Raw genomic sequence first — 25,743 nt, 5'->3', positions numbered from 1 at the left:
TCCGGGATCGGGACTACTCGGCCTTCATCTTCTCGTAGATGGCCTTGCAGTCCGGGCAGACCGGGAACTTCTCGGGGTCGCGACCCGGGATCCACTTCTTGCCGCACAGGGCCTTGACCGGCTTGCCGCTCAGGGCGGACTGCAGGATCTTGTCCTTCTTCACGTAGTGCGAGAACCGCTCGTGGTCGCCGGGCTCGATCGCCTCCTCTTCGAGGAGCTTCTCGAGCTCGCGGTCCATCACGTCGAGGCCACCGCCGGGTTCCGTCATGCTCATGGCTCCAGGGTACGCGCGGTGCGACCGGTACGACGGCGGCCAGGAGGCCCGGTCCCGGGCCGCCACGCGCCGTGCGTCCGCCGGGTGGTCGGGACCCGACGGGCCGTTGCGGGGCCGCCCCGCGCCTCCCGTCGCGCGGTGGTCGCGACCACCGCGGTGCGTCAGTTGCGCTGCGCGGCCGCGAGCAGGTCCGGACCGTGCCGGTCGAACAGCCGACCACCGGCGAGCACGCCCACGGCGAGGACGACGACGCCGACCAGCACCCCGACGAGGAGTGTCAGCATCCCCCACGGGTGCGCTCCCCGTGTCAGCGCCAGGACGCCGAGCCAACCGGCCGGTGCCGTCAGCACGAGGATGCCGATGACCATCGTGGACTGTGCGACGGTGGCGGTGACGCCGGCTGCCTGGGGCTGCTGGAACGGGTGGTCACCCGGCCGCACGGTCGGGTAGGGCAGGAGCACCGAGACCACGCTCGACAACCCGAGTCCCACCAGGAGCGCGCCGACGCTGACGCCGACGAGCACGGGGAAGGCGACGGCGGACCCGGCCAGGCGCGCGGAGACGAACGCACCCACCACGATCGCCGGGACGCCGACGGCGAGCACGGGGACCAGTCGGCCGAGCCGGTCGCTCCACCCGGGTGCTCCGGAGGCCACGTGCAGCCACACGGCGGTGTTGTCGTACGAGACGTCGTTGTGCGGCAGGAAGCCCGCGATGATCGCCATCAGCGGCAACGGGACGAGCGCCGTCCAGTGCCAGGGCATCCCCGCGACCCCGAGCGGGAGCACCACGAGCGGGACGAACACGATCACCAGGTACGAGGCGCGGTACCGCGGATCACGCGCCCAGTACGTGAGGGCACGGGCGGCGACGGCTCCTGCCGGCGTCGCGCCGAGGCGGTCGAACCACCCGAGACCCCGGTAGCGGCGGGCACGCGAGCGTCCCTCGGCCGACTCGAGCGCGCGGCCGACGACGACCCACCACGCCCAGGCCAGGGCGGCCACGACGACGACCGCGACCAGGAGCTTCGCGAACCCCGCCCCGACGTGCCCGCTCGCGACGTCAGCGGGGACGGCCCAGGCCGCGCCCCACGGGGTCCACCCGGCGACGTCCGCGACGCGCTGCAGCTCGGCCGCGTCGGGTCGGAGCCAGTCCACCGGGAACAGGAGCGCTCCGGCGGGCAGCACGAGCACCACGACGACGAGGGCGACGAGCCAGCCGGTGTCGCGCGACCGCTGCTGGGCGCCGGTGGCCGCACTGAGGGCACTGCCGACGCGGACGAGCAGGGCGCAGGTCGCCACGGCGAGGAGGCCGCCGAGCACCGCCAACACCGTGGTGCCGGCGTCCCGGGACCACGTGCCGACCTGGGCCACGGCCACCACCACGACGGCGATCACCGGGATGCCGACCAGGCCCGCGACGAACAGTCCGACCGCGAGGGGCCGACGGCCGATGCCGAACACCGCGAAGCGACGGGGGTCGAACTGGTCGTTCCGCCCGGCCACGAGCGGCACGACCGTGAACCCGAACGTCAGCAGGGCGCCGATCGGCACGACGACGGCACGCGCCTCGTCCGCACCGGACGCGCGGAGGCCGATCAGGTGCGAGGCGACGACGACCGCGACGGCCAGCGCGACCAGGCTGCCGACGACGACGAGCACCGACCGACGGGCGGTGCCGCGGACCTCGCCCGCGAGCAGGTCCGCCCTCAGCCGGAGAAGCTGTGCAACCATTCCATGCTCTCTGCGACGACACGGCCGCCGGCGAGTTCGACGAACTTGTCCTCGAGGCTCTTCCGGCCGCGGACCTGCGCCATCGTGCCCGATGCCAGGACACGACCGCCGACGATGATCGCCACCGAGTCGCAGGTGCGCTGCACGAGCTCCATCGAGTGGCTGGAGAGCACGACGGTGCCGCCGCCCTGCGAGTACCGGCGGAGGATCTCGGTGATCGTCGCGGCGCTGACCGGGTCGACGGACTCGAACGGCTCGTCGAGGACGAGCACCCGCGGTGAGTGGATCAGCGTCGCGGCGAGGGCGATCTTCTTCGCCATGCCGACGGAGTAGTCCGCGACCTGGCGGCCGAGGGCGTCGCCCAGCCCGAAGGCCTCGGCGAGGTCCGCGCTGCGCGAGCGTGCGGTGGCACCGTCCAAGCCGCGGAGGGTCGCCGAGTAGTAGAGGAGCTGCGCGCCCGTCAGGCGGTCGAACAGCCGGAGCCGGTCGGGCAGCACACCGAGGCTGCGCTTCGCTGCGGTCGGGTCGGCCCACACGTCGTGACCCTGGACCGTGACCGTGCCCGCGTCGGGACGGAGCAGGCCGGTGATCATCGACAGGGTGGTGGTCTTGCCGGCGCCGTTCGGGCCCACGACGCCGAAGATCGAGCCCCGGCGGATCTCGAGGTCGACCTCGTCCGCCGCCAGGGTCTGTCCGTACCGCTTCACCAGGCCGTGCGCCGCGAGGACGACCGGCTGCTGCGGGGCCGGGGCCGTGGCGCGCTTGGTGGGGGTCTGGCGGGCCGTGCGCTTCTTCGGGGCGGGCTTGGCGTCCGCGAGGGTCGCGTCCGTCGGCGTCCCGTCGGCCGGCGTTGCGTCGGCCGGCATCGTGTCGGCCTCCGTCGCGTCGGCAGGCATCGCGTCGGCCGGCTCCGCGTCGGTCGGCTTCCGGTTCGTCGGCACGGTCTCGGCCGGGACGGTGGGGATGCGCGGCGGCGCGGCCGGTTGCCGGGTCGCGGGTGGCCGGGTCCCACCCTTCGCGCCGCGGGCCTTCTTGGTCCGTGGAGCGGTCCCCGACGGACGGGGCGCCGCGGTCGTCGGCGCGGTCCGGGCCGGCAGCGCGATCGCCTCCTCGGAGCTCCGCGTCGGATCGCGGTCGACACGGTCGTCCGTGTCGGAGTCCCGCTCGCGGCCCCCCTCGGGCGTGTCAGGACGCTCGACCACCTCGGCGGTCGCCCGGTCCTCGCTCATGCCCTCATCAGCGGAAGCGTCGCGCGCATCCCCGTCCCCCGTGTCATCGTCTGCGGTGTCCCCCGTGTCGGCCCCGTCCCCGCTGCGCTCGTCCCGCTCGTCGCGGTCCCGGGCGTCCGCGTCGGCGGCCTCGTCCTCCTCGGTCAGCCAGGCGGCGTCCGAGGTGGCGTACACGTCCTCGTCCTCTGTCCCTGCTGCCATCGCCCCACCGTACCAACGGTCCCCGGACAGCGGGGACCGGCCGCGTACCGGGTCACGAAATGAGTACGAAGTGCGACGCGTCGTACCCCGATCGGCCCTCGAGTCCGTAGGATTCACCAGGGCACGACGAAGTGTTCACCACTTGGAAACCTGCTCCGGCGGGCAACCGTGACGGTTCCCCGCCCCTGCAGATCGTGCAGTCCACGCGGGTTCACGGTCAACCCGAACCTCCTGGGAGCAGACTCGACGAGGCCCGCCCGTACCCCCTCGGTGCGCGGGCGGACACCAGAAGGGACCATCATGACCACGCAGATCGTGATCCTCGCAGCGGGGATGGGCAGCCGCCTCGGGCGCAGCCTGCCGAAGCCGCTCACGGAGCTCAGTGACGGCCGCTCCATCATGCAGCAGCAGTTCGACAACATCCGGGCGGCGTTCGGGTCGAGCGCCCGCGTGACGATCGTCGTCGGCTACAAGTCCGAGCACATCGTCGAAGCGTTCCCGGAAGCGAACTTCGTCTACAACGAGTCCTACGACTCGACGAACACGTCGAAGAGCCTGCTCCGTGCGCTCAAGGCCACCGGCAAGAGCGGCGTGCTCTGGATGAACGGCGACGTCGTGTTCGACCCGCGCGCACTCGTCCGTGCCGCCGACATGATCGACGTCGACCGCTCGTTCGTCAGCGTCAACACCGAGAAGGTCTCCGACGAAGAGGTCAAGTACACGATCGACGGGGACGGCTACATCGCCAAGCTGTCGAAGCGCGTCGTCGGTGGTCTCGGTGAAGCGGTCGGCATCAACTACGTGTCCGCCGCCGACAAGCAGGCCCTCATCCGCCAGCTCGGTCGCGTCGACGACCAGGAGTACTTCGAAGGCGGCATCGAGGCTGCCATCGCAGAGGACGGGCTACGCTGGTCGCCGGTCGACATCTCGGACCTCTACGCGGTCGAGATCGACTTCGCCGAGGACCTCGAGCGCGCGAACAACCTGTTCGCCTGAACGACCGTCAGGAACCCCTCGGCAGGACTGGCCGAAGGGACCCCGTGACCACTGCGACAGCGCCGACCGCGCCCGTGGCCTCCGCACGAGCGGCACCCCGGAGCGCCGCTCGGCGCTATCGTCATGCGCTCCGGCTGCTGACGGTCCGCGACCTCCGGGTCCGGTACTCGACGTCCGCGCTCGGTTACGTGTGGTCGATCCTCGACCCGCTGCTGATGTCGGCCATCTACTGGTTCGTCTTCACGAAGGTGTTCCACCGCGGGTCGGTCGGTGAAGATCCGTACATCGTGTTCCTGCTGTCGGCGCTGCTGCCGTGGATGTGGTTCACGGGATCCGTGTCGGACTCCACACGCGCCTTCATCAAGGAAACGAAGCTCATCCGGTCGACCACCATCCCCCGGAGCATTTGGGTCGCGCGCATCGTCGCGTCGAAGGGCATCGAGTTCCTGCTGAGCCTGCCGGTCCTGGCGGTCTTCGCGATCTCGGCCGGAGCGCAGCTACACTGGCAGGTCGTCCTCTACCCCATCGCGATCGTGCTCCAGTGCGGCCTGGTGTTCGGCCTCGGTCTGATCGTCGCGCCGCTCGTCGTGTTCTTCCGCGACCTGGAGCGTGCCGTCAAGCTGGTCCTCCGCTTCATGTTCTACGCGTCCCCGATCATCTACGGCTCGCAGGCCCTCCCCCACCACCTGCACGCCATCGCGGCGATCAACCCGCTGACCGGGATCTTCGGCATCTACCGGTCCGCCTTCTTCCCGCAGCAGCTCGACTGGTTCGAGGTCGGCGCGTCGGTGGTGACCACGGTGGTGGTGCTCGGGATCGGTGCCTTCGTGTTCCGCCGGAGCGAGCACCGCGTGCTGAAGGAGCTGTGATGACGACCACCGAGCAGCCTGTTCGATCCGAGACGGTCACGCCGGTGATCACCGTGCGCGACGTCGGGATCCGGTTCAAGCGGAACCGCCGCGCCAACCGCACGTTCAAGGACCTCTTCGCCGGCAGCAACCGTCGGAAGCGCGCCGACGAGTTCTGGGCGCTGCGGAACGTGTCGTTCGACGTCCGCCCGGGCGAGGCGATCGGCGTCGTCGGCCGCAACGGCCAGGGGAAGTCCACGCTGCTGAAGCTCGTCGCGCAGGTGATGCTCCCCGACGAGGGCCGGATCCACGTCGGAGCCGGCGTCGCGCCCCTCATCGAGATCACGGGCGGGTTCGTGGGCGACCTCACCGTCCGCGACAACGTCTACCTCACGGCGGGGCTGCACGGCATGTCCCGCAGCGAGATCCGCGACGCCTTCGACGAGATCATCGACTTCGCCGAGATCGCGGACTTCGTCGACACCCCCTACAAGCACCTCTCGAGCGGCATGAAGGTGCGCATCGCGTTCGCGGTCATCTCCCGCCTCGACGAGCCCGTCATCCTGGTCGACGAGGTCCTGGCGGTCGGCGACAAGGGCTTCCGCGAGAAGTGCTACAAGCGCATCGAAGAACTCCTCGCCGGCGGCCGCACGCTGTTCTTCGTGTCGCACAACGACAAGGACCTCCGGCGCTTCTGCACGCGGGGCCTGTACCTCGACAAGGGCCGCCTGCAGCTCGACGACACCATCGACGCGGCACTCGCGCGGTACTCGGCCGACTACCAGAGCTAGCGGGCTTCCCCCTCCACAACCCGGGTCCACCGGAGCCCCCTCCACAGCCCACGCTCCCCAGCGGCCTCCACGGCCCCCACCGTCGGACCCTCCCCCTACCGTTTCCGACATGCACCACCCAGCACCCGCCTACGCAGTCCCGTTCACCATCGACCGGTCCCTGGCCCCGCGCCGGTACGACCTCCTCAACACCGGCGACGAACCCGTCGACGGCCTGACCCTCACGCACCTCGGCACCGGCTACTGCCCGCCCCTCGCGGTGCGCCGCCTCGAGCCCGGTCGAGGTCTCTCGATCGCCGTGTTCGGCGCCGACCCGGAGTCCACCGGCGTCGTGGTCGTCCGGTGGCGCCGCCCCGACCGCACCGAGTACCTGTGGCGGATGTCGCTCGTCGGCGGCGGGTACGCGGCGTGAGCACGCCGTCGGGAAGCGCCGTGCCGCTCCCCGCGCCACCCGGATCCCGCCGTCGGCCCCGTCGTCCGCGCCCGCGTCCGTCGACGGACGGACGTCGGCGCCGCGTGCCGCAGGTCACGCGCGGTCGCCACGGCCGACCGGCGGCCGCGCTGGCAGCCGCCGTGGCACGGGCCGCGGCGACGGGGTCAGATGATCGGCGGTCGCCCGGCCACGGTCATCCGACCGATCGTCAACCAGCCCATCGTGCGCACCGGGCCGCAGTCCGTCGTCCAGCCCTCGCGCATCCCGTCGAACCAGGTCGCCAGGCGCTCCGGGTGCTTCCACCACCGTGCGACCTGGATCGCCGCCCACGACCCGACGTAGACCGGTCGGAGCGGCGCGGGCAGGTTCCGCCGCGCCAACCACACGCGGTTGCGCGCGTTGAGCCGGTAGTACTCGGCGTGCCGAGCGGGGTCGATCGCCGGGTGGTGCGCGACCAGGTCTCCGGCGTACCAGGCACGCCGCCCTGCGTCCCACACCCGCCACGCGAGCTCGATGCCCTCGTGCGCGTAGAAGTACTCGGCGCCCCAGCCCCCGACGGCCCGCCACACGTCCATCGGGAGCACGACCGCGCCCTCCCACACCGAGAACACCGGGGACGACGCGTCGGGCTCCCCCTTGCGGATGCGCGGCACCCAGCGGCGGGGGTTGGCGGCGCCCGTCGGGTCCACCACGCGCGGTTGCACGAGGCCGAGCGAGGGGTCGTGCTCGAACAACGCGATCGCGTCGCGCAGGAAGGTCGGCGACGGCACCCGGGCGTCGTCGTCCAGGAAGAACACGTAGTCGCCGTCGACCAGGGCGGCCCCGGCGTTCCGCCCGGCCGGGATCCCGACGTTCTCCGGCAGACCCAGGGGACGGACCCCGTCCGGCAGCCCGGTCGGGTCCCAGCCGTTGCCGACACACACGACGTCGAGCGCGACGTCCTGCTGCCGGAGCACGCTGTCCAGTGCACGGTGCAGGTCGTCCGGTCGGGTGCCCTGGGTCAGCACGACCACGGCGACGCGCGGCTGTTCGCGGTGCGGGACCGCGTGCCGACGCACGGTACCGGGCGTCACGCCTTGACCCGCTTCGACGCCATGATCGCGACGAAGTGCCCGGCCAGCGCCAGCACGGACAGCGGCAGCAGCGCTCCCACCAGGATCCGGTCGGCGAACGGGTGACCGATCACCAGGCCGATCAGCGCGAAGACGAGCGCGATGATCGTCAGCTCGACCGAGTGGTACAGCCGGTGGAAGGGCAGGTACCGCGCGAGTCGGCGCAGGGACGCGAGCCGGCGGCCGGAGGGTGCCGTCGAGGCATCGCGACGGTCGACGAGCTTGTCGAGGCCCGCGTTCGCCCGGGCGACGTGCACCATGTCGTTGAGCGCCTTGTTGAGCACGATCACGAGACCGAGCGCGCAGCCGATCGTGGTCCACATCCAGTCCCCCCCGTGGATCGGCCAGGTCGCTGCCCGGACGCCCAGTGCGATCGGGATCAACCCCTCGGTCGTGTAGTGCCCGACCTTGTCGAGGAACACCCCGGCGGGCGACCGCGTGCCACGCCACCGCGCGACCTCACCGTCGCAGCAGTCGACGAGCATCTGGAGCTGCCCGAGCACGAGCGCCAGCAGCGCTCCCCAGATCCCCGGGATGAGCAGTGCCGCGGCGACGCTCCAGCCGACCAGGATCATGAGCCCGGTCACCTGGTTCGCGCTGACCCGGGTCTTCAGGAGCAGCCACGTCAGGTACGGGGACACGTCCCGCAGGTACAGCGACGCGGTCCAGTGCTCTGCGTTCGCCCGGGAACGGACCTCGTCCGGCTGGGTGACGGCCCGGAGTTCCGCGATCGAGGTGGGGCGCGTCGTTCCGCGGCCCTGCGTGGCGTCGGTCATGGGGGTCACCGTCCCGTGTGGGTGGTCAGCTCGGACGTCCGGGTGAGGAAACCGATGATGAAGCCGACGCCCCAGCCGACGTGGATGCACGGCAGCACGACCAGGAGCCAGAGGAGCGTCGGGAGGCCGGACCGACGCGCGACCACGACGGCGCCGACCACGACGAAGAGCAGGTACACCGCGGGGACCACGAAGCCGAGCAACGCCCACGCCGCGCCGCTGTGGAGCGCGGCGCCGACGACCCCGACGACGCCGGCCACGATCCCGAGGGCCATCGCGGCCACCATCGCCGGCGGCACGAAGTACCGCAGGCCGTTGTTCGCGGGGAAGCGACGCGCGAGCTCGCCGCGCCACAGCCCCGTGGCGACGAACTGGCGCACCAGGCGCCGGAGACTCGGGCGCGGACGGTACGTGACGACGAGTTCGGGCGTGAACCAGACGGTGCCGCCGGTCTGGCGCAGGCGACGGTTGAGCTCCCAGTCCTGGCCGCGCTTGATGCCCTCGTCGAACAGGCCGACGTCGAACAGGCGGTCGCGGCGGAAGACCCCGAGGTACGCGGTCTCGGCGGGCCCCGCCTGGCCGCCGACGTGGTGCGGGGTCCCGCCCAGGCCGACCCGGCTGCCGTACGCCAGCGCCACGGCCCGCTCGAAGGGGGTGCGACCCTCGGCGCGCATGATGCCGCCGACGTTGTCCGCCCCGGACTCCAACAGCACCCGCACGGCGATCCGTGTGTAGTCCGACGGCAGGACCGAGTGGGCGTCCACGCGCACGACGACCGGGTGCACGGACGCCTGGATCGCCACGTTGAGCCCAGCGGGCGTCGAACCCACCGGGTTGTCGATGGCGCGGATGCGGGGGTCCGCCGCACTCATCTCGCCGACGAGCTCGTTCGTGCCGTCGATCGACGGGCCGAGCGCGAGGATCACCTCGAACGGGCCGGCGTAGTCCTGCTCGAGCAGGCTCGCGACCGCGGAACGGACCTCGGTGACCTCGTTGAGCACCGGCATCACGTACGAGACGCCGGGGAGCGTCTGGCCGTCAGTCTGCATGCGTTCGGTACCTCGCGGGTCATCACCTGTGTGCACGGGGACGCACCGCGGACGGCACCGCCCCGCAGAGCGACCACGAGCCTATCAAGACGCCGCGATGCCCACCTGCGCGGGCCGCCGGTCGGTCGACGCGCGGTCGACCACCGCGTCGCCAGCTGGTGACGGACCGCCGCAGACGGACGGGAGGCGCGGTGCCAGCTGGCACCGCGCCTCCCGTCCGTCAGCCGGGGCGGCAGCCCTCAGCTCTTGTACGTGCCGAGCGTGACGTCCACCTGACGGCTCTGGCCGCCACGGAGGTACGTGATGGTCGTCTTGGTGCCGCCGGCGAAGTACCGGACCTGCGCCGTGAGGTCGGTCGCGTCCGAGACGGTCGCCGCACCGATCTTCGTGACGACGTCGCCCTTCTGCAGACCCGCGCTCGAGGCCGCACCACCCGAGGACACGGACTTGATGAGGGCGCCCATCTGGGTGGCCTTGGCGTCCTCAGCAGCGTCACCGACGCTCGCGCCGAGCAGGCCGTGCGTGGCGGAACCGTTGTCCTTGATCTCGTTCGCCACTCGCTTGACCAGGTTCGACGGGATCGAGAACCCGACCCCGATGCTGCCGGACTGCGCGCCCGACGACGAGGACGAGCTGCCCGCGCTCGCGATCGCGACGTTGATGCCGATCAGACGGCCCTTCGAGTCGAGCAGGGCACCACCCGAGTTGCCGGGGTTGATCGATGCGTCGGTCTGGATGACCGGGAGCGAGACGGTGGAGTTCGCGGAGGGGCTGCTGCCGTTGCTCCCGTTCCCCCAGAAGTCGAACGGGCCGGTGCTGCCGCCGCCACCCTGGTTCGAGTCGCCGCCCTTGCTCGGAGCGCTCGAGGTCACCTGGATGCTGCGGTTCAGCGTCGAGACGATGCCGTCCGTGACGGTGTTCGACAGCCCGAGGGGCGCACCGATCGCGACCGCGGTGTCCCCGACGTTGAGCTTGGAGGAGTCCGCGAAGGTCATCGGCTTGAGGTCGGTGGCGTCGATCTTGATGACCGCCAGGTCGACCGTCGGGTCCGTCCCGATCAGCTTGCCCGGGTAGATCTTGCCGTCCGACGTCGTGACCGTGATCGCGCCGTTCCCGCTGTCACCGTCGAGCGTCACCACGTGGGTGTTCGTGACGATGTAGCCGTCCTTACTGAGGACGACGCCGGAACCGGTGCCCGCCTCGCTGCTGGCCGAGACGTTGATCGTGACGACCGACGGGGTGGCCTGGGCGGCGACCGCGGTGACGACCGTGGCGGAGTTGTAGTCGTTGACCGTGAGGTTCCCGCCACCCTGCGAGGTGGTCGACGTGGCGACGCCACCGCCGTCGTGGGAGGCACCGGCCGCCCAGCCGGCGCCGCCGCCCACCAGGCCCGCGAGGACCAGGCCGGCGACGATCGGGAGCACGGTGCGGTTGCGGCGGGTGGTGGTCGTGGCGGCCGACGCGGAGCCGGACCCGCCGGAGCCCTCGCCGAAGTAGTGGCCGTTGCGCTGGTTCTGACCGTCGACGTCGCCGAAGGCGCTCGTGGCCGAGGAGGGCGCCTGCGCGGACGGCGTCGTGTGGTCTGCTGCGGGCGCCGAGGACTGGGCGTACTCGCCGTAGCGGGGACGTTCGCCGTAGGGGTTCTGCTGGCCGTACTGGTCGTACTGGCCCTGCTGACCGGAGGGGTTCTGCTGGCCGTACGGGTTGTGCTGTCCGTACTGGCCGTACTGGCCGTACTGGCTCTGCTGGCCGTACGGGTTCTGCTGCCCGTACTGGCCGTACTGGCCCTGCTCGCCGTACTGGGTCTGCTGGCCGTACTGGCCGTACTGGCTCTGCTGCCCGTACGGGGTCTGCTGCCCGTACTGGCTCTGCTGGTCGTCCTGCGCGGCCTGGGGGTTCGTCTGGCCCTGCCCGTACTGCGAGGTCTGGCCGTGCTCCGGCGCCTGGCCGTCCTGCGAGGTCTGGCCGTACTCCGACGCCTGGCCGTACTGCGAGGTCTGGCCGTCCTGCGATGCCTGGTCGGAGTCGCCCGCCTGCTCGCCACCGACCATGGGGTACGGCGCGGTGTAGCGGTCGGTGGGGTGCTCGCCAGCGGCCGGGTACACGTCGGTGTCGTTCGCGGGTACGGGATCGATCACGTCCGTGTGGTCCGCATCGTGAGGGGTCCCGGAGCCGTTCGGCGTCGACACGGCTCCCTCGGGTGTCCCCTGCGCGGCGTCCTCGGCGGCGGCGTGCGCGGCCGCGTCGTCCGGACGGATGTCGTCGCTGTGCCCGTTGGGCGTGGTGTCGGTCATGCTGGACGTGCTCCTTTCAAGCTCGTGCAGTCTGTCGCACCGACCTGAGCGGTGCTGATGGCGAGCCTGCGAGCAACCTCGGGCGATCTTATGCGTGCGCTGTGGACTGCGTTCACGGGTCGTGGTCGCCCGGCCGCTAGGTTGGGGACGGTTGAACGCCACCGATCGTCGTCCACACCTCGGAGGGAACCACATGCGGCAGGCAGGACCCTGGTTGCGAGCCGCCGAGGGAGCGATGCTCCTCGGAGCGGACGGCGTCCCCGCCCCGACGGTGTTCGCCGAGATGAGCGCCCTGGCCGCGGCGACCGGCGCGATCAACCTCGGGCAGGGCTTCCCCGACGAGGACGGTCCAGCCGAGGTCCTCGAGGCCGCGGTCCGTGCGATCCGCGACGGCGTCAACCAGTACCCACCCGGACGCGGTACTCCGGACCTCCGCGCGGCCGTCAGCGAGCACCAGCGACGCTGGTACGGCATCGAGGCCGATCCGGATCGGGAGGTACTCGTCACGGCCGGCGCGACCGAGGCCCTCGCCGCGACGCTCCTGGCGTTCGTCGAACCCGGCGACGAGGTCATCACCTTCGAGCCCTTCTACGACGCGTACGGTGCACTCATCCGCCTGGCCGGGGGCACGCACGTGACGGTGCCGCTGACCGCACCGGACTTCCTGCCCGACGAGTCCACGCTCCGCGCCGCGTTCTCCGACCGGACCCGTGCCGTACTCGTGAACACGCCGCACAACCCCACCGGGCGGGTCCTGCCGACCGAGGTCCTCCGCGCGATCGTCGACCTCGCGACGGAGCACGACGCGCTGATCGTCACCGACGAGGTCTACGAGCACCTGACCTTCTCGATCCCGCACGTCCCGATCGCCACCCTCCCCGGTGCCGCCGAGCGCACCGTGACGATCTCGAGCGCCGGGAAGACCTTCAGCACCACCGGCTGGAAGATCGGTTGGCTGACCGCACCCGCGGCGATCGTGGACGCGATCACCACGGTGAAGCAGTACCTGACCTTCGTGAACGGCGCACCGTTCCAACCGGCCGTGGCCGCCGGGCTCCGGCTTTCGGATGCGGTGTTCGCCGGGATCGCAGCCGATCTCGCCGCGAAGCACGACCTGCTCGCCGCCGGTCTGCTCGCCGCTGATTTCGACGTGATGCGTCCGGACGGCGGGTACTTCGTGATCGCGGACACCGCGCCGCTCGGGTTCAAGGACGCCCGCGCGTTCTGCCTGGAGCTCCCGTCGGTGGCGGGCGTGGTGGGCGTCCCCGTGACGGCCTTCGTCCGGCCGGAGCACGCCCCGGGGTACCGCTCGCTGGTCCGGTTCGCGTTCTGCAAGCGGCTCGGCGTCCTCGAGGACGCCGCCGCCCGTCTCGCGACGTTGGCCACCCGCACCGCCTGATCCCGCGGGCTCGGTGCGACCGGCGCTCGCTCCATCGGCCGGGAGGCCCGTCCCACCCCTCGCACGCAGCTCCCGCCCGCCACCGCGAGCGCGCGCGATCCGCCGTGCCGAGCGCCCGCTTCGGGCCGTCCCGCCCTTCCCGCGAGGTCCGCCTCGGGCGGGGCCGGACAGGCGACTCCCCCGCGCCGCGACCCCGTTCCCTCCCCCGCCTCCTGCGCCGCCGCGAGCGGGCGAAACCGGGCTCGCAGACGCACCACCCGGACCGAAAGCGCCCGCTCGGGCACTCCTCGCTCCGGCGCCACGACCGCGTCTGCCCGAACGGGCGGAACGCGCCGCCTGGCATCCACTGCCAGAGCAGGAACCGCCCGCTCGGCGATCCCCGCGTCCGACCGCGGCCCTCCCTCCCGCCGAACGGGCGGAATCGAAGCGCCCACATCCCGCGGCCGGACCGAAAGCGCCCGCTCGGGCACTCCCCGCGGCCGCACCAGGACCCCACCCTCGAACGGGCGAAAGGCGCCCACAGACCTCGACGGGCTGAGCGGAAAGCGCCCGCTCGGCGATCTCGGCGGCGGGTGATCTCGGGGCCTCGGGCCGAACGGGTGAAATCCACGCGGCACGTCCGCGGAGCGCGCCGGAAACGCCCGCGCGGCAGGAGACAGGCGTGCCCGAGGGCGTGCGGAACCGGCACATCCCCCGCAGCCGCCGGCGGGCGGATCAGCGGGGCGCGACTCCGTAGCGGCGGAGTGCGAGGGACGGGTTCGTCCGTCGGACAGCCTCGGTCACCAAGGTGTCGACCGTGGCCACGAGCATGCCCGGAGTCGCGCCGGCAGCGGCCACGACGACACCCGCCGGGTCGACGACGAGGGAGCTGCCGATGCCGACCGGAGGCGTCTGCCCGACACCGACCACCCAGACTGTGTTCTCGATCGCGCGAGCGGTCAGGAGCGTCCGCCAGTGGTGCTCCTTCCCAGGCCCCCGAACCCACTCGGCAGGGACGACCACGACGTCCGCTGCACCGGTCTCGGGCGCAGCGAGTCGACGACTGACCTCGGGGAAGCGCAGGTCGTAACAGGTCTCCAGCCCCACGCGCACCCCGGCGAGTTCGAAGACCGGCAGCTGCGATGGGTCGCCGGCCTCGATGCGGTCGGACTCCCGTGCTCCGAAGGCGTCGTAGAGGTGGACCTTCCGGTACGTCTCCGCGATCGAGCCGTCAGCCAGGACCGCCACGAGGGTGTTGCGGAAGAACCGGCTGTCCTCGGCGAGACGCTCGGCGACCCCGACGACGAGCGCGATGCCGACCTCGGCCGCGATCTGCTGCAGGCCCGTGACGAAGGGGCCGTCGAGCGGTTGTGCGGCGGCGACGAACCGGTCGTCGAGGTCCGCGGTGAAGTAGGAGGTGTACTCGGGCGTGACGAGGAGGTCGGCGCCCCGGCGGCTCGCGTCCGCTGCCGCGAGCCGGACCGTCTCGAGGTTCGCCTCCGGGTCGTCCGTCGGTGCGAACTGCGCAGCTGCGATCGTCAGGGTGGCCATGGCCCGAGCCTAGCCACGGCAGCGCTCGGCCCGACGAGCACGACGACCGCTACGACCGCTACGACCGCTACGACCGCGATGACCACGATGACCACGATGACCACGATGACCACGATGACCACGATGACCACGCTGATGGCGCGGAACCGAGCAAGAGCGGATCCGGCCGCCACAGAGGACGGGCCACCTCCCGGTGAGCGGCGGCAGGCGCGACCACCCGGGCGACGAACAGCCGGAGCCGAGGACCACCCGGACAAGCGAAAAGCCCCGGTCCGATCGGACCGAGGCTTTTCGTCTTTGTTGCGGGGGCAGGATTTGAACCTACGACCTCTGGGTTATGAGCCCAGCGAGCTACCGAACTGCTCCACCCCGCGGCACGTTGATAAGCCTATACGGGCCCGTGGCGGGGCGCAAATCGAGCGCCCCGCCACGGTGTGTCACTTGCCGTTCTCGGCTTCGGTCGCAGCCTGGATGGCATCCTGCAGGCGCTGGTCTGCCTCGGCTGCGGCGACGAGGTCGTTCGACGCGTAGGCCTGCTGGCGGTCCTGCAGTGCCTGCTTGGCATCCGACAGGGCCTTCTGCAGGGCAGCGTTGTCGACCGCACCGGAACCCGAGGAACCCGAACCCGTCGAGCCGGAACCCGACGACCCCGACGACGCCGACCCGGACCCCGACGAGCCACTGCCCGTCGAACCCGACCCGGACGAGCTGGACCCGGAGCCGGACGAACCGGACCCCGACCCGGACGACCCGGAGCCGCTCGCCGCACCGGAGTCGCCCGCGGCGGCCCCGGAGTTGCCACCGAACAGCTTGTTCAGGGCCTGGTCGAGGGTGTCCTCGAACTCGATCTTGTCGCCGAAGGCCACCAGGACCTTCTGCAACAGCGGGTACGAACCGCTCGAGGTCGACTGCACGTACACGGGCTGCACGTACAGGAAGCCCCCTCCGACCGGCAGCGTCAACAGGTTGCCCTGCTTGACCGTCGAGTTGCCGCGCTTCAGGATGTTCAGCTCCTGCGACACGGTGGTGTCCGAGTTGAACAGGTTCTGCACCTGCGCCGGCCCCGGGATGTTGTCCGTCTTCGGCATCGTCAGCAGCGTGAGCCTGCCGTAGCCGGAGCCCTTCTTGCCCTTGCCCGCGCCTCCGGCATCCGAATCGGCAGCGAGGTACCCCGTGAGCACGTTGCGGTTGTTCGACCCGGCCGACTGCTGCGGGATGTACGTCGTGTACAGCGAGTACGCGGTCCCCTGCCCCGGCACCTTCATGGTCAGGTAGTAGGGATCCTGCAGGTTGGCGGCGTTCGTCGTCGTCTGGGTGCCGAGCGCGTTCGTCGTCGTGCTCGAGTCGCCGACCGTGGCGGAGTTGCTGTCGGACGACCCCGTCGTCGGCTCCTGCGGGGTGTTCCACGCGTCGTCACCCGAGTAGAACGAGTTGGCGTTCGTGACGTGGTAGGTCCCGAGGATGCTCCGCTGCACCTTGAACAGGTCGGTCGGGTAGCGGACGTGGTCGAGCAGTCCGGCGCTCATGCTCGACACCGGCTTCATGGACGTCGGGAAGATCTTCTGCCAGGTCTTCAGCACCGGGTCCGTGGTGTCCCACGCGTACAGCGTGACCTTGCCCGTGTAGGCGTCGACAGTGGCCTTGACCGAGTTGCGGATGTAGTTCACCTGGTCGGTCCGGTAGGCCGACGACTCGGTCCCGTTGATGCTGTCCTGCAGGCTCTGGCTCTGCGAGTACGGGTAGGCGTCGGTCGTGGTGTAGCCGTCGACGACCCACTGGATGCGGTGGTCCACGACCGCCGGGTAGGCGTCCTGGTCGAGCGTCAGGTACGGCGCGACCTGCTTCACGCGCGTGATCGGGTCGCGGTCGTAGAGGATCTGCGAGTTCTTGTTCACCGCGTTCGACAGCAGGATCTGCTCGGACTGGAACTTCGCCGCGTAGACGAGCCGGTTGAAGAAGTTGCCGAGGCTCGGGCCACCGTTCGCGGCGTAGGTCGTCGTGGCGTTGCCGCCGTTGCTCTCGTCGGACCCTGACGGGTAGTCGAGCTCGACGCTCTTCGACCCCTTCGAGCCACCCACGATCGAGTACGGCGGCGAGGTCTCACCGAAGTAGACGCGCTGCTGGAAGTCGCCGAGCGCCCCGTTCGACGGGATCCCGGACTCGAGGAACACCGGCTTGCCGTCGCTCGCACGCTGGTTGCCGTACGCCGCGGCCACGCCGTAGCCGTGCGTGTAGACGAAGGTCCGGTTGTACTGCGTGTTCGCCTGGCTGCTGAGGCCCGCCAGGTCGATGTCGCGGACCGCGATCACGGTGTCCTCGGTCTGGCCCTTGACGTTGTAGCGGTCGACGTCGAGTTCCTTCGGGAACTGGTAGTACTGCCGGTACTGCTGCAGCTGACTGAACGTGTCCGAGACGATCTTCGGGTCGATCAGGCGGATGTTCGCCGTGGTCTGGGCGTCCTGCGCGAGGGCGCCGGTGCTCGTCTCGGTGGTCGCGTCGTAGTTCTTCTCGCGCACGTCCGAGACGCCGTAGGCATCACGTGTCGCCTTGATGTTCCGCTCGATGTAGGCGGATTCGTAGGTCCGCTCCGACGGCTTCACCTGGAGGCGCTGGACGACCCACGGGTAGATCCCGCCGATCACGATCGCTGCGACGAGCAGCAGCCCGGTCCCGACGATCGAGATGCGCCACCGACCGATCACCGCGGTGACGATGAACAGGATCGCGACGATCCCCGCGATGCCGGCCATGATCTCGCGTCCCGGGATGACGGCGTTCACCTCGGTGTACTGCGCACCCGTGATGAGGGCGTTCGACTTGGTGAGTGCCGCGTACTGGTCGAGCCACAGGCTCACGGCCTGCAGGGCGATGTACACGGCAGCGGTCACCGCGAGCTGGATCCGCGCCGCGCGGGAGATCCGGATCTCGCGCCCACCGAACCGCATCGCGCCGTACAGGTACAGCGCGGCGAGTGCCGCCAGCCCGGCGATGAGCACGACCGCCGAGGAGTACGCGACGATCGAGCGCCAGAACGGCAGTTCGAACACGTAGAACCCGATGTCCAACCCGAACTGCGGGTCGGTCTTGCCGAACGGCGTGCGGTTGAAGTACTCGAGCACCATGCTCCAGCGCCCCGCCGTGGACAGCCCCGCGAAGATGCCCAGGACGACCGGGATGCCGATCATGACGGCACGTCGCAGCGGCTCGATGACCTGCTGGTAGCGGTCGAGCTGCGAGTTGAGCTTCGCGTAGACCGGCCGGAACCGGAACGCGACCGCGATGCTCACGTACACGGGCACCGCCATGCCCAGGAAGCCCGCCACGAACATCAGCGTGCCCGCGATCCACCGCGTGGTGAGCACCTGCTGGAACCCGAGCTGCGAGAACCACGCGTAGTCGGTGTACAGGCTCGCGAAGATGAAGAAGGCGATCACCAGTGCGGCCAGCACGATGATCGTGACCACGATCGGGACCCGCGGCGAACGCCGCCCCGAGGGAGAAGAACCCGAGGTGGACGAGGTTGTCGTCACTTGATGTGCTCCAGACGTGTCGAACCGGCGGGCCCGGCGCGGCGGGCCGTCAGTGCGTTGATCCTATGGGTCGCGACCGACAGTGAAACTGTGCGGCAGCTCAGGAAGCCGCTGCGGGCCTCCTGGCCGTCCCCCGGTTGCGGACTGGAGGCGCGGTGCGGCCGGTCCGGCCCGTCACCTCGACGACGCGCGAGCGTCGTCAGGAACCGCAGCGGGCGAGCGTCGCGGTGCTCTTGCCCGCACCGATCGTCTCGAGGTCCTTGACCGCCTGGCCGAGGGTCGCGACCCGGTAGACGTCGAGGCCGTCCGGGACGTGCCCCACGACCTCGCCGCAGTTGTCAGCCGGAGCCAGGAAGACGGTGGCACCGGCGGCCTTCGCGCCGTACATCTTCTGCCGGATGCCGCCGATCGCGCCGACCTCGCCGTCGATGCTGATGGTGCCGGTGCCCGCGACGTGCTTGCCGCCGTTGAGCTTCCCGGGGGTGATCTTGTCGATGATCCCGAGCGCGAACATCATGCCGGCGGACGGCCCGCCGACGTCCTGCAGCTTGATGGAAACGGTGAAGGGGAAGTCGTAGTGCTCGGTCACCCCGACGCCGAGGAGCGGGGTGCCCTGTTCGCTCCGCGGCGTGACGGAGACGGTCCGCTGCTTGCCGTCCCGCTCGACCCTGATCGTCGCGGGGGTCGAGGTCCCGTGCTTGGCCACGGCATCGCGCAGCGAGGTCGCGTCGGCGTTCCGGGCGAGCGAGGTGCCGTCGAAGCCCGTGATGACGTCACCCTCGTCGATCCGGCCGTCGGCGGCGGACCCCTTCTGCACGGACCCGACGCGCAGTTCGGTCGGCAGGTCGTAGCCCTGCTGCACGAGGGCCGCGGCGACGGCGGACTGCTGCGACTGCTGCATGTCCGCTTCGTCCTGCTTCGTGACCTGCTCCGTGGTGGTGCCCGTCGGGTAGACCGCGGACACGGGGATCACGGCCTCGGACTTGGTGAACAGTGCGCGGATGACGGCGGTCCAGGACGGCCGGTTCGTGGCGTCGCCCTGGATGCCGACGGTGAGCATGTCGAGCGCGCCGCCCGTCGGGTAGGTCTTCTGCCCGTCGATCTGGATGAGGGTGACCTGCTTCGCGTCCTTGCCGCTGCCCTGCGTCTGCGCGCCGATCGTGTTGTACACGGGACCGGGGACCTCGATCAGGTACGGACTCGGCAGGGCACTCGCGAGCAGCCCGAGGACGACCGCGGCGATGACGAGGACCCAGCCGATGGTCCGGGACCGGGAACGCCGACGGGGCGCAGGGGCGAAGAGGGTCACGCGAGGTCCTTTCAGAACGCAGGTGTTCGCCCTCGGCGCAGCGGTTCGGGCGTTCCCACGGGGGCGTCCCAGGTCCGGCCCCTGGAGCAGCGATTAGCGTAGTCGGCATGCCTGATGAACCGCAGCCGGGGCCGGACGACGACTTCCAGGAGATGCTCCGCAAGCTCCTGTCCGGAGAGGGACAGATCGACCCGTCGCAGCTCGCCGGCGCCGCCGGTCTGCCGAACGACCCGGCTTTCGTCGCGAACCTGATGAGCCAGCTCCAGCGCGCCGCGCAGTCCGGGGGCGACGGGATCGACTTCTCCGTCACCGCCGACCGCGCCGCAGCGATCGCCGCGGACGGCCAGCACCCGATCGACCCGGCGACGTCGCAGGCCTCGGACCAGGCGTTCCAGGTCGCAGCGCTGTGGCTCGACGAGGTCACGAGCGTCCCCGAGCTCACCGCGACCCCGAGCCTGTACACCCGTGAGCAGTGGGCGCGGGCGACCGCCCCGGTGTGGACGCAGATCGCCGAACCGGTGGCGTTCAGCATCGCGAACGCGCTGACCGAGGCGATCGAGCAGCGGGCCCCGGAAGAACTGAAGGCCATGCTCGGCGACGTGTCGAAGGCGATGCGCGGCGTCGGGGGGGCCCTGTTCGCGATCCAGCTCGGCCAGGTCGTCGGGCAGCTCGCCAAGGAAGTCGTGTCCGGCGGTGACGTCGGCGTGCCGCTCCTCGACGAACAGGTCGCCGCGCTGCTGCCGCAGAACGTCGCCGAGTTCGCCGAGGGCCTGGACGTGCCGACGGACGAGGTCCGGATCTACCTCGCCGTCCGCGAACTCGCGCACGCCCGCTTGTTCCGCTCGGCCCGGTGGCTGCGCCTGCACATCATCTCGTCCATCACGGACTACGCCCGCGGCATCCACATCCCGTTCGACCGGGTCGAGGAACTCGCGGCGGAGATCGACCCGACGAACCAGGAGCAGCTGCGCGACGCGCTGGCCTCCGGGGCGCTCATCCCGCCGCGGACCGCCGAGCAGGACGCGGCGCTCGCACGGCTCGAGACGATGCTCGCACTCGTCGAGGGGTGGGTCGACACCGTCACCGCCGCGGCCACGTCGCGGCTCCCGAAGTCGGGCGCGATCGCCGAGATGGTGCGTCGCCGTCGTGCCGCGGGCGGCCCGGCCGAATCCGCCTTCGCGACGCTGGTCGGGCTGGAACTCCGGCCGCGCCGGCTCCGTGAGGCCGCTGCGATGTGGTTGCGCGTGTCCGACGAGCTCGGAGCAGAGGCGCGTGACGCGCTCTGGGCGCACTTCGACGCGGTGCCGACGTCGGAGGACATCGACGACCCGGACGCCTTCGTGCTCCGCCTCCGCAACCCCGGCCGCTCCGCACAGGACGACGAGTTCGACCGTGCGCTCGAGGACCTGCTCAACGACAGCACGGGCGAGCGTCCGCACGAGGACGAGTCCGGGCACGTCGACGGCGAGGACGGCACCACCCCACCACGCTGATCCCCTCACCGGGACGTGCGGCGGGGACTTCTCCACAGATCCACCGGGCCCCGACACGGCGACGGGCACCTGCGCGAGCGTGGGGGCATGGGCATCCGCATCGATCCGACCCTCGAGTTCGTCTGGCGCGATCCGGGGACGGTGCAGCTCGGGGTCGATCCCGTGCGTGCCGTCGTCCCGGTCCCGACCACCGCTGAGGAACGGTTTCTCTGTGCGCTCCGGCGCGAGACCGGGCGCGACGCGCTGTCCGGTCTCGCGGCCGCGACCGACTGTCGGCCGGAGGTCGCGGCCCGCGTGCTCGGTGCCGCCTCCCCCGCCGTGATCGACGTCCTGCCGGAGCCGCTCGCCCGGGTCGAGGTGCACGGTGTCGGGCCACTCGCTGAGACGGTCGCCACGTTCCTCTCGGGCGAGGGCGTGACCGTGGCCAGGACGACCACGCCACGGGGCGGGCCGGTCACGCTCCCCGAGCAGGACCCGCAACTCGCCGTGGTGGTGGCCGACCACGTCGTCGACCCGGCGCTCCGCGCGGCGTGGACCCGACGCGGCGTCCCGCACCTGGCCGTGGTCGTCGGGGACGGTCGGATCCGTCTCGGGCCGTTCGTGGTCCCGGGGACCGGACCGTGCCTCCAGTGCGTCGAGTACGGCCGCGTCGACGACGACCCGGCGTGGCCCGCACTCGCCGCACAGGTGTGGGGCCGACCAGCGGCACCGCTGTCGCCCTACCGCCAGGCGGCGATCGCCGCGGCGGCCACCCGGATGCTCGTCGAGCGGCTGCCCCGGACGACGCAGCAGCCGCTCGCCGAGCAGGTGCTGTTCGACCGCCAGGACCTCAGCGTCGAGCGGGTGGAAGTCCGTCCACATCCGCGGTGTGCGTGTCGAGCGCTGCCAGGAACCGGCTCGCCACCCGGGCGCCCCCACGCGTGGAGCCCTGTCGTGACCACGTGACGGTGACGGAGCGTCGTGCCCGGGTCAACCCCACGTAGAACAGGCGGCGTTCCTCCTCGACCTCGGCGTCCGTCGTGGCGTGCGAGATCGGGAGCAGCCCCTCCGCGACGCCGGCGATGACGACGTGCGGCCACTCGAGACCCTTCGACGAGTGCAGCGTCGCGAGCGTCACCGCGTCGAGTTCCGGTTCGTGGTGGGTCGCGGCGCGGTCCACCAGGTCCTGCGTGAACTGCTGCATGGTCGTGCCGGCGGGAGCGTCCTCGGCGAGCCCCATGATCGCCTGCAGCGCCTCCCACTGCTCACGGACGGCGCCGGTGCCCTCCGGTGCGGTCTCGGACCACCCACTGACCCGCAGGACGAGTCCGACCCGGCGCGTGAGTTCGTCGTCGGACTGCCGGATCGCCTCGCCGCGCATGTGGTGCACGGCGAGCTTGACCTCCGGCCGGTCGAAGAACCGCGTCCCGCCCTGCACCCGGTACGGGATGCCCGCGCGGCCGAGCGCCGACTCGAGCGCGGCCGACTGCGCCCCGACACGGAACAGGACGGCGCACTCGCCGTGGGTGGCACCGGCGGCGACGAGCGACCCGATGTGACGCGCGATGGTCTGGGCCTCGTCACCGTCGTGCACGCACGGGACGACCTCGGGCTCCGGGCCCCGTTCAGTGGTCTGCGCGACGAGGTCGAGCGCACCCGGCTGGCCGCGCATGAGCGTGTTCGCCGCGTGCACGACCTCGGGCGTCGACCGGTAGTTGCGTTCCAGCCGGACGACCGAACCGCGGGGGAACTCCGACCCGAAGCCGAGCAGGTAGCGGCTCGACGCTCCGGCGAACGAGTAGATCGTCTGGCTGGCGTCCCCGACGACGCACAGGTCGTCCCGGCCGCCGAGCCACGCCCGGAGCAGGTCGTGCTGGACGGGCGAGACGTCCTGGTACTCGTCCACCACGAAGAAGCGGTACTGCTGCCGGACGTACGACGCGACCCGGGGTTCGGTCTCGACCATGCCGAGGGTCGCGAGCAGGACGTCCTCGAAGTCGAGCTGCCGACGGTCGTCCTTGAGCTGCTCGTACGCGCGCATCAGGTCCACGACGCGGCGCGGTGGGGTGTCGCGTGGCATCACGCGCTCGGCGGCGGCGGCCTCGTACTCCTCGAGCGTGAGCATCTGGACCTTGCGCCACTCGACCTCGCCGGCCAGGTCGCGGAGCACGGGGGTGTCCACGTGCAGGCCGACGGTGTCCGCAGCGTGCGCGATGATCCGGCCCTTCGACTCCACGATGCGCGGGGCGTGGCCACCGACGGTGTCCGGCCAGAAGTAGCTGAGCTGCGCCATCGCGGCGGCGTGGAAGGTGCGCGCCTGCACGTTGCCGGCGCCGAGGGCCCGCAGCCGGGAACGGAGTTCACCCGCGGCACGGCTCGTGAAGGTCAGGGCGAGGACGTGGTTCGGCGAGTACGTGCCGGTCGCCACGCCGTACGCGATGCGGTGGGTGATGGCGCGGGTCTTGCCCGTGCCGGCACCGGCGAGGACCGCGACCGGTCCGAGCAGGGTCCGGGCGACGGTGCGCTGTTCGGCGTCGAGCGCGGCCAGGAGTTCGTCGGGCGACGGCGGTCGGGGCTCCGCGGCGGCAGCGCTAGTCACGGCAGGTCCAGCGGCCCGCCGTACCACTCCTCGATGATGGCGCGGGCGATCGACGTGCGACCCGGCAGGAGCAGGGTGTCCCCAGCGCGGTCGCGGATCTCGTCCCGCGAGAACCACCGGACGTCGAGGATCTCGACGCCGTCCGGTCGCGCCGTCGTCGGGTCCCCGCCGACGGCTCGGGCGCGGAAGCCGACCATGAGGGACGCGGGGAACGGCCACGGCTGCGACCCGAGGTACTCGGGCTCTTCGACGTGGACGCCGGACTCCTCCCAGACCTCGCGGCGGACGGCGTCCTCCAGGGACTCCCCCGGCTCGACGAACCCGGCCAGCAGGGAGTACCGGTTCGCGTCCCACGCGGCGTTGGACCCGAGCAGGATCCGGTCGTCGGCGTCCACGACCCCGACGATGATCGCCGCGTCGGTCCGGGGGAAGTGCTCGTGGCCCTCGGGGTCGCGACGCACCCAGCCGCCGGTCACCACGGCGGTCGCGGAACCGGTGCGGGGCGAGAAGCCGTGCACGGCGTGCCAGTTCGCCATCGCGACGGCCTCCACCGCCAGGCCCTGGTCACGCGGTGAGAGCTCGGTGCCGAACATCCGCAGGTTCTGCCAGTCGTCGTCCGACGACTCGATGGCCGCGGCGGTCGCGGCGTCCACGAAGGCGGCGACGAAGCGGGTGCCGGCGGGGGCGTCCGGCGCGTCCGCGACGGCGCGACCGAGGTACAGCGTCACGGTGCCGTCGGGGACCTGCCCCGCGGCGACGAAGCGGAGGGTGCCGTCGGTGTTCCGCAGCAGTTCTGAGCCGCGGACCGGCAGGTACCGGGTGCCCGCGTCGGCGCGCAGCACCTGCTCGAGATCGGGGGTGCTGCGGAACTCCGCGTCACGATCGAGCTCGTTGCGGGACAGCGGGAGCCGGGAGGCGAACTCGACGGTCACAGGCGGGACTCCTCGGATCTGGCGGACGGAACGGGACCAACACAACACCCGAACGGGGTGAACCCGGACAGGACCACTCGAACACGCGCACCGCACCGATGTCCGGACGCGTGACCTGCCGCACGCACTCGCTCGGCTCTGTCCGGGCCAGCGTGGCGCGCACTCGGTCGGGCAGTGCGGACCTACCCTGAGGGGCATGGCGGGATCCCAGTTCACTCTAGCCGCGTTGGCGACGACGGCCGTCCCCGGACTCCTCGTCTCCGGGACGCGCACGCTCGGCTCGGTCGCGGCGGGCGACTACGAATCGGCCGTCCTCCGGGTCGCCGACGGCCCCGAGCTCGCGATCCGTCGCCCGCGCAACCAGCGGGCGGAAGCGCGTCAATCGGCCGACCTCGTCGCCATCCGGGCACTGAGCGCCGGGATCCGCACGCGCCTCCCGTTCGGTGTCGCCGAGTACCGCGGTCAGGCGCCCATCGGGTCGACCCGCGCGATCGTGACCACCTCCCTCCCGGGCGTGCACCCCACGCTCGGCGCGCTCGCGGAACGTCCGGAGCTCGCGACGGCCGTCGGCCGCGCCCTCGCCGCGGTCCACCAGCTCCCGACGAGCTTCGTCACGGATGCGGGTCTGCCGTCGCTCACGCCGTTCGAGGTCCTGCGGTCCGCGGTCTCCGTGATGGACCGCGCGGTGGCCACCAAGCTGGTGCCCGCCGCACTCAAGGAACGGTGGGAAGGTGCCGCCCGCGACCAGCAGCTGTGGCAGTTCACGCCCACCGTCGTGCACGGTGCGGTCGGGACGCAGTCCCTGCTCGTCGACGGCGACGTCGTCACCGGCATGGTCGACTGGGGCGAGCTGCGGCTCGGCGACCCGGCGAAGGACCTCGCGTGGGTGCTCGCCGGCCGTCGGGACGGGTTCGACACCGTGCTCAGCGCGTACGAGGCGAACGGCGGCGGCCGTGACCGCCAGCTCGCGCAGCGCGCGCGTGTCCACCACGAACTCGAGACCGCACAGTGGCTGCTGCACGGCGTGCAGGTGAAGAGCACCGAGGTCGTCGACGACGCCGTCGCGATGATGCACCGCCTGGTCGACGCGGTGCACGCTCCGAGCGGCGCACCGCTGCAGGCCGTGTCCCCCGAGACGATGGAGATCGGCGAGGTCGAGCAGCTGCTGTCGTCGACCGAGCGTCGACACGGCTGACACCCGGCCTGGAGGCGCGGTGCGGGTCCGTCCCGACGCGT

At 71.4% G+C, this 25,743-nt stretch carries 22 protein-coding genes and 1 tRNA gene; 8 read left to right on the top strand and 15 right to left on the bottom strand.

The annotated features are described in order from the left end of the window. Window positions 1-13 precede the first annotated feature (13 nt). The 3 genes from J7E22_RS03020 to J7E22_RS17415 form a co-directional block, all read right to left on the bottom strand. Entirely contained in the window at window positions 14-274 is a 261-nt protein-coding gene (locus J7E22_RS03020; protein ID WP_092093667.1) for a DUF3039 domain-containing protein, read from the bottom strand. 161 nt (window positions 275-435) lie between these two features. Continuing rightward, window positions 436-2,007, bottom strand: a complete 1,572-nt coding sequence (locus tag J7E22_RS03015) for an ABC transporter permease (RefSeq protein WP_214978689.1) — start codon at window positions 2,005-2,007, stop codon at window positions 436-438. Next, window positions 1,983-3,437 (bottom strand): ABC transporter ATP-binding protein, encoded by a 1,455-nt coding sequence (locus J7E22_RS17415; RefSeq protein WP_251008603.1) that lies wholly within the window; start codon window positions 3,435-3,437, stop codon window positions 1,983-1,985. Before J7E22_RS17415 ends, J7E22_RS03015 begins: the two co-directional genes overlap by 25 nt. 300 nt (window positions 3,438-3,737) lie before the next feature. Here J7E22_RS17415 and J7E22_RS03005 point away from each other — a divergent pair, with 300 nt between their 5' ends. From J7E22_RS03005 to J7E22_RS02990, 4 genes are all read left to right on the top strand, one after another. After that, window positions 3,738-4,433, top strand: coding sequence for an NTP transferase domain-containing protein (locus tag J7E22_RS03005; protein ID WP_214978688.1), 696 nt, complete (start codon window positions 3,738-3,740; stop codon window positions 4,431-4,433). Between the two features lie 44 nt (window positions 4,434-4,477). Continuing rightward, window positions 4,478-5,302, top strand: a complete 825-nt coding sequence (locus J7E22_RS03000; protein WP_214978686.1) for an ABC transporter permease — start codon at window positions 4,478-4,480, stop codon at window positions 5,300-5,302. Further along, window positions 5,302-6,072 carry an ABC transporter ATP-binding protein gene (locus tag J7E22_RS02995; RefSeq protein WP_214978684.1) on the top strand — a complete coding sequence of 257 codons (771 nt, stop codon included), beginning with the start codon at window positions 5,302-5,304 and terminating at the stop codon, window positions 6,070-6,072. The genes J7E22_RS03000 and J7E22_RS02995 overlap by 1 nt, the downstream gene beginning before the upstream one ends. Before the next feature lie 109 nt (window positions 6,073-6,181). Then, window positions 6,182-6,484, top strand: coding sequence for a hypothetical protein (locus J7E22_RS02990; RefSeq protein ID WP_214978682.1), 303 nt, complete (start codon window positions 6,182-6,184; stop codon window positions 6,482-6,484). Between the two features lie 185 nt (window positions 6,485-6,669). Here J7E22_RS02990 and J7E22_RS02985 read toward each other — a convergent pair whose 3' ends face one another. The 5 genes from J7E22_RS02985 to J7E22_RS18370 all read right to left on the bottom strand — a co-directional run bounded on the left by J7E22_RS02985 (window position 6,670) and on the right by J7E22_RS18370 (window position 11,455). Continuing rightward, complete coding sequence (locus J7E22_RS02985) at window positions 6,670-7,578, bottom strand: glycosyltransferase family 2 protein (RefSeq protein WP_214978680.1); 909 nt, start codon at window positions 7,576-7,578, stop codon at window positions 6,670-6,672. Then, a complete protein-coding gene (locus tag J7E22_RS02980; RefSeq protein ID WP_214978679.1) occupies window positions 7,575-8,393 on the bottom strand; it encodes a CDP-alcohol phosphatidyltransferase family protein in 819 nt (272 codons plus the stop codon). The genes J7E22_RS02985 and J7E22_RS02980 overlap by 4 nt, the downstream gene beginning before the upstream one ends. A gap of 5 nt (window positions 8,394-8,398) precedes the next feature. After that, window positions 8,399-9,442, bottom strand: coding sequence for a glycosyltransferase family 2 protein (locus J7E22_RS02975; RefSeq protein ID WP_214978676.1), 1,044 nt, complete (start codon window positions 9,440-9,442; stop codon window positions 8,399-8,401). 239 nt (window positions 9,443-9,681) lie between these two features. Beyond that, window positions 9,682-10,665: a S1C family serine protease gene (locus J7E22_RS18375; RefSeq protein WP_374193249.1), complete on the bottom strand. Its 984-nt coding sequence runs from the start codon at window positions 10,663-10,665 to the stop codon at window positions 9,682-9,684. Then, entirely contained in the window at window positions 10,610-11,455 is an 846-nt protein-coding gene (locus J7E22_RS18370) for a DUF4573 domain-containing protein (RefSeq protein ID WP_374193248.1), read from the bottom strand. The genes J7E22_RS18375 and J7E22_RS18370 overlap by 56 nt, the downstream gene beginning before the upstream one ends. A 474-nt stretch (window positions 11,456-11,929) precedes the next feature. On the opposite strand from J7E22_RS18370, the gene J7E22_RS02965 reads away from it, so the two are divergent. After that, window positions 11,930-13,135 carry an aminotransferase class I/II-fold pyridoxal phosphate-dependent enzyme gene (locus tag J7E22_RS02965; RefSeq protein ID WP_214978674.1) on the top strand — a complete coding sequence of 402 codons (1,206 nt, stop codon included), beginning with the start codon at window positions 11,930-11,932 and terminating at the stop codon, window positions 13,133-13,135. Between the two features lie 714 nt (window positions 13,136-13,849). Here J7E22_RS02965 and J7E22_RS02960 read toward each other — a convergent pair. The 5 genes from J7E22_RS02960 to J7E22_RS18085 form a co-directional block, all read right to left on the bottom strand. Next, window positions 13,850-14,665, bottom strand: a complete 816-nt coding sequence (locus tag J7E22_RS02960; RefSeq protein ID WP_214978672.1) for a carbon-nitrogen hydrolase family protein — start codon at window positions 14,663-14,665, stop codon at window positions 13,850-13,852. Then, the gene (locus J7E22_RS02955) at window positions 14,653-14,838 is read right to left on the bottom strand and encodes a hypothetical protein (RefSeq protein WP_214978670.1); all 186 of its coding nucleotides are present in this window, start codon (window positions 14,836-14,838) and stop codon (window positions 14,653-14,655) included. The genes J7E22_RS02960 and J7E22_RS02955 overlap by 13 nt, the downstream gene beginning before the upstream one ends. A 127-nt stretch (window positions 14,839-14,965) precedes the next feature. Then, window positions 14,966-15,039 (bottom strand) — tRNA-Met (locus tag J7E22_RS02950). 63 nt (window positions 15,040-15,102) lie between these two features. Beyond that, on the bottom strand, window positions 15,103-18,129 hold the full coding sequence (locus J7E22_RS02945; protein ID WP_214978668.1) for a UPF0182 family protein: 3,027 nt from the start codon (window positions 18,127-18,129) through the stop codon (window positions 15,103-15,105). Between the two features lie 265 nt (window positions 18,130-18,394). Next, window positions 18,395-19,504 (bottom strand): S16 family serine protease, encoded by a 1,110-nt coding sequence (locus J7E22_RS18085; RefSeq protein ID WP_214978666.1) that lies wholly within the window; start codon window positions 19,502-19,504, stop codon window positions 18,395-18,397. A gap of 107 nt (window positions 19,505-19,611) precedes the next feature. On the opposite strand from J7E22_RS18085, the gene J7E22_RS02935 reads away from it, so the two are divergent. Next, window positions 19,612-20,997 carry a zinc-dependent metalloprotease gene (locus J7E22_RS02935; protein ID WP_251008602.1) on the top strand — a complete coding sequence of 462 codons (1,386 nt, stop codon included), beginning with the start codon at window positions 19,612-19,614 and terminating at the stop codon, window positions 20,995-20,997. 87 nt (window positions 20,998-21,084) lie between these two features. After that, a complete protein-coding gene (locus J7E22_RS02930) occupies window positions 21,085-21,942 on the top strand; it encodes a TOMM precursor leader peptide-binding protein (RefSeq protein WP_214978664.1) in 858 nt (285 codons plus the stop codon). On the opposite strand, the gene J7E22_RS02925 is transcribed toward J7E22_RS02930, so the two are convergent. Then, the gene (locus J7E22_RS02925) at window positions 21,827-23,575 is read right to left on the bottom strand and encodes an ATP-dependent helicase (RefSeq protein WP_214978663.1); all 1,749 of its coding nucleotides are present in this window, start codon (window positions 23,573-23,575) and stop codon (window positions 21,827-21,829) included. The genes J7E22_RS02930 and J7E22_RS02925 overlap by 116 nt on opposite strands. After that, window positions 23,572-24,507, bottom strand: a complete 936-nt coding sequence (nudC, locus tag J7E22_RS02920) for an NAD(+) diphosphatase (RefSeq protein ID WP_214978660.1) — start codon at window positions 24,505-24,507, stop codon at window positions 23,572-23,574. The genes J7E22_RS02925 and nudC overlap by 4 nt, the downstream gene beginning before the upstream one ends. A gap of 196 nt (window positions 24,508-24,703) precedes the next feature. Here nudC and J7E22_RS02915 point away from each other — a divergent pair, with 196 nt between their 5' ends. Next, window positions 24,704-25,702: a phosphotransferase gene (locus J7E22_RS02915; RefSeq protein WP_214978658.1), complete on the top strand. Its 999-nt coding sequence runs from the start codon at window positions 24,704-24,706 to the stop codon at window positions 25,700-25,702. Window positions 25,703-25,743: the final 41 nt, after the last annotated feature.

It is taken from the genome of Curtobacterium sp. ISL-83 (assembly GCF_018613895.1).
GTDB lineage: Bacteria > Actinomycetota > Actinomycetes > Actinomycetales > Microbacteriaceae > Curtobacterium.
This window is presented reverse-complemented; position numbering and strand designations above follow the sequence as displayed.